The 12077-nt window shown below is 71.3% G+C and carries 11 protein-coding genes; 6 read left to right on the forward strand and 5 right to left on the reverse strand.

The features are described 5' to 3' along the window. The first annotated feature begins 8 nt into the window (after window positions 1-8). The 3 genes from ACWD10_RS29875 to ACWD10_RS29885 are packed head-to-tail and all read left to right on the forward strand — an operon-like array spanning window position 9 to window position 3860. Window positions 9-1583, forward strand: a complete 1575-nt coding sequence (locus ACWD10_RS29875) for an AMP-binding protein (protein ID WP_451096485.1) — start codon at window positions 9-11, stop codon at window positions 1581-1583. Further along, window positions 1580-3226 (forward strand): FAD-dependent oxidoreductase, encoded by a 1647-nt coding sequence (locus ACWD10_RS29880; RefSeq protein WP_451096487.1) that lies wholly within the window; start codon window positions 1580-1582, stop codon window positions 3224-3226. The genes ACWD10_RS29875 and ACWD10_RS29880 overlap by 4 nt, the downstream gene beginning before the upstream one ends. 34 nt (window positions 3227-3260) lie before the next feature. Then, window positions 3261-3860: a flavodoxin family protein gene (locus ACWD10_RS29885; RefSeq protein WP_451096489.1), complete on the forward strand. Its 600-nt coding sequence runs from the start codon at window positions 3261-3263 to the stop codon at window positions 3858-3860. 78 nt (window positions 3861-3938) lie between these two features. Here the strand turns inward: ACWD10_RS29885 and ACWD10_RS29890 are convergent, their stop codons facing one another. From ACWD10_RS29890 to ACWD10_RS29900, 3 genes are read right to left on the reverse strand one after another with little or no spacing between them, the layout of a single operon-like run. Continuing rightward, window positions 3939-4493 (reverse strand): SRPBCC family protein, encoded by a 555-nt coding sequence (locus tag ACWD10_RS29890; protein ID WP_451096491.1) that lies wholly within the window; start codon window positions 4491-4493, stop codon window positions 3939-3941. After that, window positions 4490-5500 (reverse strand): NADPH:quinone reductase, encoded by a 1011-nt coding sequence (locus tag ACWD10_RS29895; RefSeq protein WP_451096493.1) that lies wholly within the window; start codon window positions 5498-5500, stop codon window positions 4490-4492. The genes ACWD10_RS29890 and ACWD10_RS29895 overlap by 4 nt, the downstream gene beginning before the upstream one ends. A gap of 55 nt (window positions 5501-5555) precedes the next feature. Beyond that, the gene (locus tag ACWD10_RS29900; RefSeq protein ID WP_451096495.1) at window positions 5556-6059 is read right to left on the reverse strand and encodes a MarR family winged helix-turn-helix transcriptional regulator; all 504 of its coding nucleotides are present in this window, start codon (window positions 6057-6059) and stop codon (window positions 5556-5558) included. A 420-nt stretch (window positions 6060-6479) separates the two neighbouring features. On the opposite strand from ACWD10_RS29900, the gene ACWD10_RS29905 reads away from it, so the two are divergent. From ACWD10_RS29905 to ACWD10_RS29915, 3 genes are all read left to right on the forward strand, one after another. After that, the gene (locus ACWD10_RS29905) at window positions 6480-8084 is read left to right on the forward strand and encodes a carboxylesterase family protein (RefSeq protein ID WP_451096497.1); all 1605 of its coding nucleotides are present in this window, start codon (window positions 6480-6482) and stop codon (window positions 8082-8084) included. A 195-nt stretch (window positions 8085-8279) separates the two neighbouring features. Next, window positions 8280-9410: an aromatic ring-hydroxylating oxygenase subunit alpha gene (locus ACWD10_RS29910; RefSeq protein WP_451096499.1), complete on the forward strand. Its 1131-nt coding sequence runs from the start codon at window positions 8280-8282 to the stop codon at window positions 9408-9410. Continuing rightward, a complete protein-coding gene (locus tag ACWD10_RS29915) occupies window positions 9407-10030 on the forward strand; it encodes a LysE family transporter (RefSeq protein WP_451096501.1) in 624 nt (207 codons plus the stop codon). Before ACWD10_RS29910 ends, ACWD10_RS29915 begins: the two co-directional genes overlap by 4 nt. Before the next feature lie 57 nt (window positions 10031-10087). On the opposite strand, the gene ACWD10_RS29920 is transcribed toward ACWD10_RS29915, so the two are convergent. Together ACWD10_RS29920 and ACWD10_RS29925 are read right to left on the reverse strand one after the other, a co-directional pair. Further along, window positions 10088-10852 carry an NAD(P)-binding domain-containing protein gene (locus ACWD10_RS29920; RefSeq protein ID WP_451096503.1) on the reverse strand — a complete coding sequence of 255 codons (765 nt, stop codon included), beginning with the start codon at window positions 10850-10852 and terminating at the stop codon, window positions 10088-10090. Window positions 10853-10927: 75 nt separating this feature from the next. Further along, entirely contained in the window at window positions 10928-11899 is a 972-nt protein-coding gene (locus tag ACWD10_RS29925) for a DMT family transporter (protein WP_451096505.1), read from the reverse strand. Window positions 11900-12077: the final 178 nt, after the last annotated feature.

The raw sequence follows: 12077 nt of genomic DNA on the forward strand, positions 1-12077 counted from the left end.
ACCTCGCCATGTTCCGGATCCCAGCCCCGCGAAACGGCCTCTGCCTCGGGACCGTTCCCGAGCGGGCCGCGGCCGACCACCCCGACACCCTGATCACGCTCGACCACGACCTGCAGGCCCTGCCCCAGGTGGGGCGCAGCCTCACCTACGCCGAACTCGCCGGCCTCATCGACGACTTGGCGGCCCGGCTGTGGGCCTCGGGTATCCGCCCCAGCGAACACGTCGCGCTCTACAAGGCCCACAACTTCGACATCTACCTCCTGGCGTGTGCCGTCTCCCGCATCGGCGCGGTGGCGGCCCTGCTCTCCCCGGCCCTGGACGGCGACACGGTCGCCGCCCTGCTGCGCCGCCTGGAGCGGCCGCACCTGATCACCGACGACGACAAGCTGGGCGGGGACCTCGCCGGCCTGCCCCTGGAGGAGATGGCCGACCGGGTCGTCACCGTCGACCAGGGCGGCAAGGGCGGCATCCGCCTCGCGGACCTCGCCGGCTCACCGCGCCGCACACCGGTCCTGATGCACCCCGACCACCCGGCCCTGATGACCCACACCTCGGGCACCACGGGCGTGCCCAAGCTGGTCGTCCACACGTCCCGCTCGCTGCAGGGCCGCCTGCGCCCCCAGACGAAGCTCGCCTCCCTCATCCGCACCCGTGAGACCTACGCCGTCCACGTCTCCAACGTCCACTCCCGGATGTACATGGCGCTCGGCGTCGCCCTGCCCAAAGGCATGCCGGTCGTCATCATGAACGAGGGCTCCGCCGAGCACGCCGCCGACCTGTTCGCCCGCACCCGCCCGGGCTTCCTGGAAACCCACCCCAACTCCTTCATGGAGTGGGAGGAGTTGGCCGACGATCCGCGCGGCCCGCTGTCCAACGTCAAGTACTTCAGCGGCACGTTCGACGCCATTCACCCGCCCACCATGCGCAAGCTGCTCACCGCGTCCCGGCGTACCAACCCGCTGTTCTTCCAGTTCTACGGGCAGAGCGAGTGCGGGCCGCTGGTGGGCCGCTGGTACACGAAGAAGAATGTGCACAAGGCCGACGGCCGCTGCCTCGGCTTCACCATCCCCGGCATGACCCGGCTGCGGGTCGTCAGCCGCGACGGCAAGCGCCCCACCAAGGCGAGCCCCGGCTTCATCGAGGTGCAGAGCGACGGGCGCGCGGTCAACTACTACGCGGAGGAGGAGCGTTACGCCAAGGAGTGCCACGGCACGTGGTGGCGCACCGGCGACGTCGGCTACCGCACGCCCCTCGGCTGCGTGCACCTCCTGGACCGCGAGGTCGACATCATCCCCGGCATCGACAGCACCCTCGAGGTGGAGGACACCGTCCTCGGCCGCCTGGAGGAGCTCTCCGAGCTCGTCCTCGTGCCCGGCCCGGGCAAGGAGCCGCTGCCGGTCGTATGCACCAAGCACAACGAACCCCTTGACCCGGAGCGCTGGCGCCGTGCGGTGGCCGACTTCCCCCAGCTCGCCAACCCCGTCCAGATGCCGCTGAGTGAACTGCCGCGCACCGCCACCATGAAGGTGCAGCGCATCGAGCTCGCCCGTCGGCTGCACGAGCGGCTGGAGCACGCCGCATGACCGACGCCAACGCCAAGACCGCCAAGACTGCCAACACCGCCAAGGCCGATCACGCCGCCGGGGCCGGTGCCGCCCGCCCAGGGAGCGACGTCGACGTCCTGATCGTCGGCGCGGGCCCCACCGGCCTGCTCGCCGCGTCCGAACTGCTGCGCCGTGGCGTCAAGGTGCGCGTCATCGACCGCGCTCCTCAGCCGCTGAAGGTCCCCAAGGCACTGTCGCTGTGGCCCCGGGCCGTGGACATCCTCGACGACCTGGGTGTGGGGGACGGCCTGCGCAAGGCGTCCATCCGCATTGACGCGTTCAGCTACTTCTCCGACGGCCGTCCGCTCGCCTCCTTCCCGATCCCCGCCGAGTACGCGGCCCGCAGCCTGCCGCAGTACGACACCGAGCGGCTCCTTACCGAGCGTTTCCACGCGCTCGGCGGCAAAGCGGAGCGCGGCGTACGGCTCCTCGCGCTCGACGGCGTCGACTACTCCGGCCGTATCGATGCCACCGACGGCGTCACCGCCATCCTGGAGCACGGCGACGGTGTCGTCGAGCGCGTCCGCGTACCCTTCGTGATCGGCGCCGATGGAGCGGGCAGCTCGGTCCGCGGCCAGACCGGCACCGGCTTCGAAGGCAGCACCTACGAGATGGCGTTCGCCCTCATCGACACCCACATCGAGGGGCAGCTGCCGCACGACGAGATCCTCTACTACCAGGCCCCGTCCGGCACGCTCGTCATCGTGCCGATGCCGGACGATGTCTTCCGCTTCCTGTGCGTGATGCCGAGCGCCAGTCAGAGCGTCAGCGTCGACATGATGCAGAAGCTGGTCGACGAGCGCGGCCCCCGCGGCATCAAGCTCACCGACCCCGTCTGGCAGACCGTCTTCAAGGTGCACGCCCGGCACGCCACCGACTTCCAGCGCGGCCGGGTCTTCCTCATGGGCGACGCGGCCCACGTGCACAGCCCCGCCGGTGGGCAGGGCATGAACAACGGCCTGCAGGACGCGCACAACCTGGCCTGGAAGCTCGCGGCGGTGATCCACGGCGATTCGCCGTCCTCGCTGCTGCTCGACTACGGCGCCGAGCGCGCCCACATCACCCGGCGCATCGTGCGCGACACGGACATGCAGACCCGCGCCTGGATGGCCGGCAGCCGCGCCAAGGTCGTCGCCCGCGATGCCCTGTTCCGCCTGGCGGACCGCACCGGCGCCGTCACGCGCTTCTATACGCCGATCCTCGCCGGCCGACGGCTCGCCTACGAGGTCGTCCGGGCGACCCAACTGCCGTCCCGCCGCTCCCGCTGCGCGCTGCGCGCCAAGCTGCCCGGCGGGCTGCGCGTCGGATCGGTCTTCCCGCGGCCGCTCGCGCTTGGGTACGGCATGAGCGGCCCGGAGGCGGACCCGTCCCAGTGGACCGTCGTGGCCGTCACCCCCACCGGGCGCGGCGCCTGGCAGGAGGACATCCAGCGGCTCGCGGCGCGCCGGAAGCGCCTGCGGGTGCTCCCGCTGCGGCGCCGCGAGCTCACGTCCTTCGGCGGCTGCCGGGACGCCCACTACTACCTGGTCCGGCCGGACGGCCACATCGCCGCGCACGGACACGAACGGGACCTGGACCGCCTGGAAGCCGAACTGGACGCAGTCCTTGTGGCCCGGCCCTGACCGGCTCCCGGCCGCCGCTGAGGAAGGAGAGTTCATGAGCACCGCCACGACCGTGGCCATCGCCTACCACTCCGGCTATGGGCACACCGCCGTGCTCGCCGAGGCCGTCCTGGACGGAGTGGCCGACACGGGGGCCACGGCCGTGCCGATCGCCGTGGACACCGTCACGCCCGAGCAGTGGGCGGCCCTCGACGCCGCGGACGCCATCGTCTTCGGCGCCCCCACGTACATGGGCTCCGCCTCGGCGGCGTTCCACACCTTCGCCGAGGCGACGTCGGGCCGCTGGGCCAACCGGGCCTGGACGGGCAAGGTGGCCGCCGGGTTCACCAACTCGGGGGCGATGAACGGGGACAAGCTGCACACCCTGCAGTACTTCTCCGTCTTCGCCGCCCAGCACGGCATGCACTGGGTCAACCTGGACCTGCTGCCGGGGTGGAATTCGAGTACCGGCTCCGAACACGACCTCAACCGCCTGGGCATCACGCTCGGAGCCGGTGCCCAGACGGACATCGACCGAGGAACGGACGGGGTGTCCAAGTCGGACGCGCAGACCGCCTTCCACCTGGGGGCACGGGTCGCCCGCGTCGCGGCGGCCCTCACCGCCACCATGGCTCCCACCGCCGCGGCCGGCTGACGCGCCCGCCGCACACCGCGCTGCTGCCGGTCCCGTGCAGGGACCGGCAGCAGCGCGTTTGCCTCTGAGAGGGCCGGCCTAGTTGCCGGCTTCCTTCTCGACGATGACCTTGATCCGGTCCAGGGTGGCCGCGACGTCCTCGGCCAGCTTGTCGTTCCACTCGGTCACGAACCGCTCCTGGTCGTCCTCCGCAAGGCCCGCAATGATCTTCGCGAGGCCTTCGGTGAGCTTGCCGAGGCAGAAGTGGTGCACGACGCGGCTGCCGCCGCCCGCCGCCGCGGAGATCTCGTACGACCAGACGCTGTGCTGCCGATTGCGCTCGCTGTCGAGGATCGACCAGCGGAAGACCCGGCCCGGCTCGGCCTCGATCACCTCGGACTCGGTGGTCCACGGACCTCGGATCACCGGCGCCCAGGCGACCACGTCCGTCCCGCGCACATTGTCGCCGCGGAAGATGGAGCCGACCGTCCCGGGCTCGCCCTCGACCCAGGAGCCGCCCGTGCACTCGGGGCTCCACTCGCCGCTGCGGCCAAGGTCGCTGACGACGTGGTAGACCGCGTCCGGGGACGCGGAGATCACCGTCTCGGCACGCACCTCGAAGATCGCCGAACGGCCGCCGGCAAGATTCGTCATGATGAAGACCCTTCTTCCTGGATGTCCTTGATATCCGTACGCAACACAAGGCGTTTGCCGTGCAGTTCGCCCCGCTCCATGCGGAGGTGGGCCGCACGGGCGGCGCTCAGCGGCACCGTCTCCGTGGCCCGGGGGCGCAGCCGCTTCTCGGCGAGCAGCCGGTTGATCGACACCGCCGCCCGGGCCAACTCGTCGGTGGACGCATGCGAGATCACAAAGCCCAGGACCGAGGCGTCCTTCATGAAGAACGGCCCCGCCGGAAGCGTCGGCCGGGACGCCACCCCGGCGAGCAGCACGATCCGCCCGCGCGGCGCGAGCAGTTCCACCGCGGCTTCCAGGTCGTGGTCGCCGTAGGTGTCGATGTGCAGGTCGACGCCGCCACCGGCGAGGTCCTTGACCTTGGCCGCCAGCTCGGGGTCGTGGTAGTCCACGGCCTGAGCCGCACCCAGTGACCGGCAGTACTCCGCGTCCCGCGGGTGGCACGTCGCGATGACGCGGGCACCGGCGTCGACCGCCATGGTGACCAGGGCGCTGCCGACGTTGCCCGCGGCCCCGGCCACCAGGACCGTCTCGCCCGGCCTCACCTTGCCGTGGGCGAACAGCGCGAGATGGGCCGTGCCCGCGGGGTGCGCCACGGCGACCGCGTCGGCCGGGTCGACGCCAGCAGGCAGGTGGTAGAGCCGGTCCGCCGACACCGCCACCTGCTCGGCGGCGGCGCCCTGCCGCCCTTCGTGCCCCAGGCTGTTGGACCACACCAGGTCACCCACGGCGAAGCCGTGCGCACCGGGACCGGCCTGGGCGACCCTGCCGACCATGTCGCGGCCGATGACGAAGGGGAACGGCAGCGGAGTGCTGAACACCCCTTTCCGGACGAACGTGTCCACCGGGTTGACCGTGGTCGCGATGGTGTCGACCAGCACGTCGGTGGGACCGGGGACGGGACTTGGCAGCTCGCCGAACCGGATGCCCTCCGGCGGCCCGAGCTCCTCGATATAAGCAGCACGCATGGGCCAAGGAACCCACACACCCACCCGCGCTGCCCACCGCGGACCGGCCTTTCTGTCAGGTCAGCGACGCGTCCCCGAAGGACTCCAGGAGACGGCGCAGCAGGCGCGAGAGTTGCTCGCACTCTTCCCGGCTGAGGGCCGACAGCATCCGCTCCTCGTTGTCCAGGTGCAGCGGGAAGATGTCGTCGATGAGCTGGATGCCCTTCTCGGTGAGCTGGATCTGCACGGAGCGCCGGTCGCCGCCCGAGGGGCGTACCCGCTCCACCAGGCCTCTGGCCTCCATGCGGTCGATGCGCTTGGTCACGGCCCCCGAGGTGACCATGGACGCCTTGAGGAAGGCACCGGCCGTCATCCGGTACGGCGGACCCGACCTGCGCAAGGTGGTGAGGACGTCGAACTCGCCCGCCTCAAGACCGTGCCGGGTGTCGAAGACCCTCAACTCCCGCTCCAGGAGCCGGCTCAGCCGCTGGACCCGGCCCACGACGCCCGTCGGCCAGGTGTCGAGGTCGGGGCGTTCCGCGCGCCAGAGATCCCGGATGACGTCCACTGCGTCTGTCATGGAGACTCCAGAGTAGGTATCTGAGCAGTCAAAGACCCGCCGGTCAGATACTAGAGCTGTTCGTATGAGGAATGACGAAGCTTAGCGCGGCACCCTCACCGACCCGATGACGGTGTCGCCGCTCAACGAGCTCATCGACGCCCTGACCGACCGGGCCCCGACGTGACCTGACGGACTTCTCGGGGGCGCGTTGAGCGCTCCCGGGCGCGGTCCGATGCTGCTCGGGAGAGAGGGTCCGGGCCACGTCCGGCCCGGTCGCCGTCGCGGCCGGTGCGCTGGCGGAGAGCACGGGCGTCGGAGCGACGCCGGGCCGACGACGGCCACGCCGCCCGACCGGCCCCGAGGGCCCCGGTGACCCCGGGGCCCTCGGTCGTTGCCGGCTGCCCCGCCTCGCCCCTACGTCCGAGGAGTACGCACACCATGACCTCCAGCCTTACGTCCGACGCCCCGGCCCTCCGCTCCGCGACGTCCCCCGGACCCGTGGTGCACACCCGGGCCGGTCGAGTCCGCGGGGCCGAGGAGCCCTACCGGCAGCGGCCGCTGTACGTGTTCCGCGGCATCCCGTACGCCGAACCCTGCGTCGGCGACCTGCGCTTCGCCTCCCCGCGGCCGGTACGGCCGTGGACCGGAGTCCGTGACGCCACCGCCTTCGCCCCGGCCTTCCTCCAGGCGGGCGCCCCCGACAGCCGCGAAGACGCGCTGTACGCCAACGTCTGGACGCCGCATCCGGGCGGACGCCTGCCCGTCCTGGTCTACGTCCACGGCGGCGGCTGGCAGGTGGGTGCCGGAAGCGTCCCCACCTTCGACGGGGCCAAGCCGGCCGCCCTGGGCGGGCTCGTCGTCATCACCTTCAACTACCGCCTGGGAGCCTTCGGCTGGGGACTGCACGAGGACCTCACCGACCCGGACACCGGGCTCGCGGGCAACTGGGGCCTGCAGGACCAGGCAGCCCTGCTGCGGTGGGTACGGGACAACGCCGAGGCCTTCGGCGGCGACCCCGGCAACATCACGCTGTGCGGCACGTCCGCCGGGGCGGTCACCGCCCGCCTGCTCACCGGCGCCGAGCCGACCCGCGGCATCGCCCGCAGGCTCATCGCCATCAGCGCCAGCGTGCCCTGGTCCCCGGCGATGTCCCTGACCCCGCAGGACGCCGCGACGGCGTACGAACGCCTCGCCGCCGGCCTGGGCACCACGGTCCCCGGGCTGCGTACCGTACCGGCAGCGGCCCTGGCCCAGGCCTGGCAGGGACTCTTCGACGGGCCGCCCGCCCAGCGCGCCCTGGGCAGCGGCCGGGAGTACCGCGGGCCGGTCCTCGACCCGGCCACCGGGGTGGCGGCGGAGCCGGTGCTGCCGTCCGTGCCCGTCATGTCCGTCCACAACCGCACCGAAGGGTCGTTCTTCACCGACCCGCACACCGTGTCGTTCCCCCCGGCACCGCCCGTGCCGGAAACCGAGGACGAGCTACGCGCCGCGGTGCGGGACGTCATGCTCAAGTGCACCCCGGACGTCTCCGACGACCTGCCCGGCGCCTGCCTGCGCGCCTACCGGGCGGCCGCCGCCGACGAGGGACGGCCCGCCGACCGGCTCTCCCTGTGGACCGAGATCTGGGGTGACGCGCTCTTCCGCTACCAGATCGTGCGACTGGCCGAGCGGCACGCGCACGAGGGCACCTCACGCCAGTACGTGATGGAGTTCGCCCATCCCGTCCGCCCGCCGCACTCCGGGACCCCGCACGACGCCACCTCCAAGTTCCTGTTCGGCTCGCACGCCCACCCGGCCTTCATCGGCCAGTTCGGCGACGGCCCGCTGGAACGTCAGGTGTCGGACACCTTCATCGACCTCGTGGCCACCTTCGCGCGCGGCGAGGAACCCCACAGCGCGCACGCTCCGCGCTGGCCCGAGTACCGCCCCGGCACCCCCACCGCCCTGGTCCTCGGCGGCCCCGGCACGGCCCGCGTCGACGCCCCCTCCAAGCTGCACCAACTGCGCTTCTGGGACGACCTCGACTGGCACCCCGGGGCCTGAAAGGCGGCCAACGTGACGGACTCCCGGACGACTTGACGCAGTGCCGCGCCCCACATGGCGTGGCCTTGGGACCGGACGGAAGATCAGCAGCGCCTCTCGGCGGAACGACACCCGTCTGGACAATCGACACACATCCGCGCCGTGCACCGGGCTCGCCACGGTGGTCCTCGGCGCTGACCGGAGGAGCAACCGCCCGTGATCTCGTGGCCCCCCACGTACTACACCGCCGCCGACCACTACGCCCGCGAGCAGGAACAGATCTTCGAGCGCACCTGGCAGTGTGTGCTGCGCTCGTCCGAGATCCCCAGCGTGGGCTCGTACGTACGCGTGCGCGTCGGGCGCGAGGACCTGCTCGTCGTGCGCAAGCGGAACGGCTCGATCGGCGCGTACATCAACGTCTGTCGGCACCGCGGCGCCGAGCTGTGCACCACGGACCGCGGCGAGTTCGGCAAGTCCATCCAGTGCCCGTACCACGGCTGGACCTTCGACCTCGAAGGACAGCTGGTGGCGGCGCCGTTCATGCGGGACCTGCCGCCCGAGACCCGGGAGCGGCACCTGTTCAAGGTGCAGACCGCCGAGTGGCTCGGCTATGTCTGGATCAACCTCGACTCCGCGGCGGCGCCGCTCACCGACCAGGTCGGCCCGCTGCTGCGTGAGCGCTTCGGCGACGTGGATGTGCCCGGGCACTACGAGCCGGAGCGGCTCGAGGTCGCCAAGACGGCCACGTACGAGGTCAATGCCAACTGGAAGATCCTCTTCGAGAACTTCTGCGAGTGCTACCACTGCCCGACCATGCACCCGGAGATCTGCAACATCCTGCCCAGCTGGCGCGGTGGCTACGGCACCGTCAGCGGGCCCGACGGCCCGAAGGCGGAGGGCTCGGCGCTGTCGCCCGACGCCACCGGCTTCTCGCTCTCCGGCAAGGCCGCGGCACCCGTGCTGCCCGGTGTGCCGGAGCGGGACCACCGTGCCTTCCACGGGCTGCTGTTGTGGCCCAACGTGCACCTGATGTTCATTCCCGACCACGTGATGTGCATGCGCTTCGAGCCGATGGCGGCGGACCGTACCAAGGTCGTCGTCGACTGGCTGTTCGCCCCGGAGGCCATCGCCACCCCGGGCTTCTCGCCCGACGACGCGGCGGCCCTGGTGGACGTGACCGCGCGGGAGGACTTCGAGGCCTGCGAGATGGTGCAGCGGGCCGCGCACTCGAAGTACTTCGAGGAATTCCACACCCCGCACGAGGCACTCATCCAGGACTTCCGGGCCTGGCTGCTCGACTCGCTCGGCGAACCGCGCCAGGCGGCCGAGGTGGCGGAGGCATCGTGACCGACGCCGTCGTCGCCGGACTGCTTGCCGGTTACGGCCTTGCCATCCCGGTGGGCGCGGTCGCGGTGCTGATGGTGAACATGACCGCGGCGACGTCCTTCAGGACCGGCGCCTCGGCGGCGCTCGGCGCGGCCACCGCCGACGCCGGGTACGCGGTCGCGGCCGTGCTCGGCGGCAGCGCCCTGGCAGCGGCCCTGCAGCCGCTGCTCGGGCCGCTGCGCTGGGCGGCGTTCGCGATCCTGGCCGTCATGGCCGCGCGCATCCTCCTCGGAGCGCTGCGGAGCCGGGCCGAGCCCGCCGAAGACGCGGGACGCCGGCAGCGCATGACCCCGCTGCGGGCGTACGCCGCCTATCTCTCCCTGACCGCGCTCAACCCGTGGCCGGCGATCTACTTCGTGGCACTGATCTTCGGTAACCAGGCCCGAGGGCCCATGAGCGCGGCCGAGTCGGTGGTGTACGTCGCCGCGATCACCGTGGCCTCGGCGAGCTGGCAGCTGCTGCTTGCCGGCGGTGGCGCCATGCTCGGCGGCGTCCTCACGAGCCGCCGCGGCCGCGTCGCTACCGGGGCGGTCTCCAGTTGCCTGATCTTCGGCCTGGGGCTGCACATGGTCCTGGGCTGAGGGCCGGTCCGGGAGTTGGCGAAGCGGGGAGGCCCGACCGGAGATCGGGGCCCGGTGCTACTTCAGATCGGTGAGGAGGTCATCGAGGGCCTTCTTGAGGGCTGCGGAGTTGGCCGGGTCGAACCAGGTGGTGCGGATGCGTTCGTTGTTTCCGTTCGGGGTCTCGTGGTCGGCCGCGAGTTGGGACAGGGAGCGGCTCTCGTCACTCAGGGCGCGTCCGACGCCCTGGAAGAGTCCGCGGATGTAGCGGTCGGCGTCGTCGGGGGTGATGCCCTGGTCGGCGGCCCACGAAGTGAGTGTGGCGAGGTACCAGTAGTGGGCGGTCAGCGTCCCCGTCAGCGCGGAGAAGACGTTGAAGGCCGCCTCGTCCGCGACGGGGAGCACTCCGCCCATCTGCTCGAAGAGGGAGTTCACTTCCGGGTGCGACGGGTAGGTCACCGTGACGGAGCGGCGTTCGCGTATGGCGGGCAGGGGGATGGCCCTCACCAGTGGGGCGTCGGTGGCGAGTGTCTGGCGCAGGTCGTCGTTGCCGACGCCGGCCATCACGTTGACCACCACCTTGTCGCCGTCCACCCGCACGCCGGCCAGGGCATCGTGCCGGTCCTGGCGGCGTACGGCGATCATCACCAGCTCGGAGCGGTCCACCACCTCCTGGTTGCCGGCGCAGACCTGTACGCCCTCGTAGCGCTCGGACAACTCGGCGGCCGTGCGGGCTCCCCGGGGAGAGAGGAACACCTCCGGCGACGTGCCGGCCCCGTCGCACAGGCCCGTCACGATGGCCCGGCCGATCTCGCCCACGCCGATGATGCCGATGCGTTTCAATTCCTATGCCTCCATGGTGCGTTGCTGGCAACCTCATCCGGCTCGAGACGTGCTCGACAAGACGGACCCTAGGGCCTAACGCCGTACGACAGCGAGCTGAGCCAGCACGATGCCCATGAGCATCATGGAAGATCCGATCAGCTGTGCCGGTGTCAGCACCTCGCCGAGTACCACGTAGGCGAGTACGGCCCCGGCCACCACTTCCAGGGTCAGCATCAGGCTGGCCGAGGTGGGCGGGAGGCGACGCTGCGCCGCAACACCGAGCGCAAGCCCTCCGGCCATGCCGATCACGCCCACCCAGATCACCAACGCCCATACCGGAATGGTCCAGCCGTTCAGCGCGGAGTCCCGGGAGAGTGCCTCGAGGGGGAACGGCTGGAACAGGCCGACGAGCGTGAGTGCCGCAGCGCCCACGGTGGTGCCCCACGCCGACATGACGAGCGGTTCGTAGCTGCGCAGGCCTCGTTCGGCGAGCAGGAAGCGGCTTGCCAGGGTCAGCGCGGCGAGGAACGCCAGCGCCATGCCGAGACGATCCAGATCGCCGCCGGACCAGATTCTCCCGATCAGCGCCAGGCCGCTCAGGGTGAGCGCGATACCCGCCCACACCAGGCCGGAGATCTGTTTGCGCTGGACGAGCCGTACCCAGAGTGCGACAAGGACCGGGGACAGATACTCCACCAACAACGCAATACCTACGGGGAGCCGGGCCAGGGCCATGGTGAACGCGACCTGGTTCAGGGCGAGGCTGACCGCCCCGTACAGCAGAACCAGCCACCAGTCGCGAGCCCGGATGCGCAGGCGTCCGCGGTGCACCATCGCGGCGATGAGCATGAGCAGCGCGGCGCCTACGATCGCCCTGGCCTGGATGATGTTCACTGCCGTGAGACCGGCCGAGCCCATGGCCTTCAGCGCCGGAGCCGCGCCTCCCATCGCGATGGCGGCTCCGACCGCCAGACCGAGCCCAGGCAGGATTCCGCCCTTCCCGTGCTCGCTGAGGGCGGGCACGCCGAGCGGAGGTTTGCCGCTATGGACCTTCAGATCCGCCATCGCGCTGTGACTTCCTTGCCTTCGTGGGTCGAGTCAGCCGGTGTTGGCTAGGGCCCGTCTCCCCGATCTTCGTGGATCTGCCCGCGGCGTCTGGTGCGGTGCATCGGTGTGCGGCCGGATCGCCCGCGTACTGGGCGTACGTGGGTGATTCGGCCGTGCGGCGAGGTGCCGTGCCAGG

The sequence above is a fragment of the Streptomyces sp. NPDC002851 genome, from assembly GCF_053591935.1.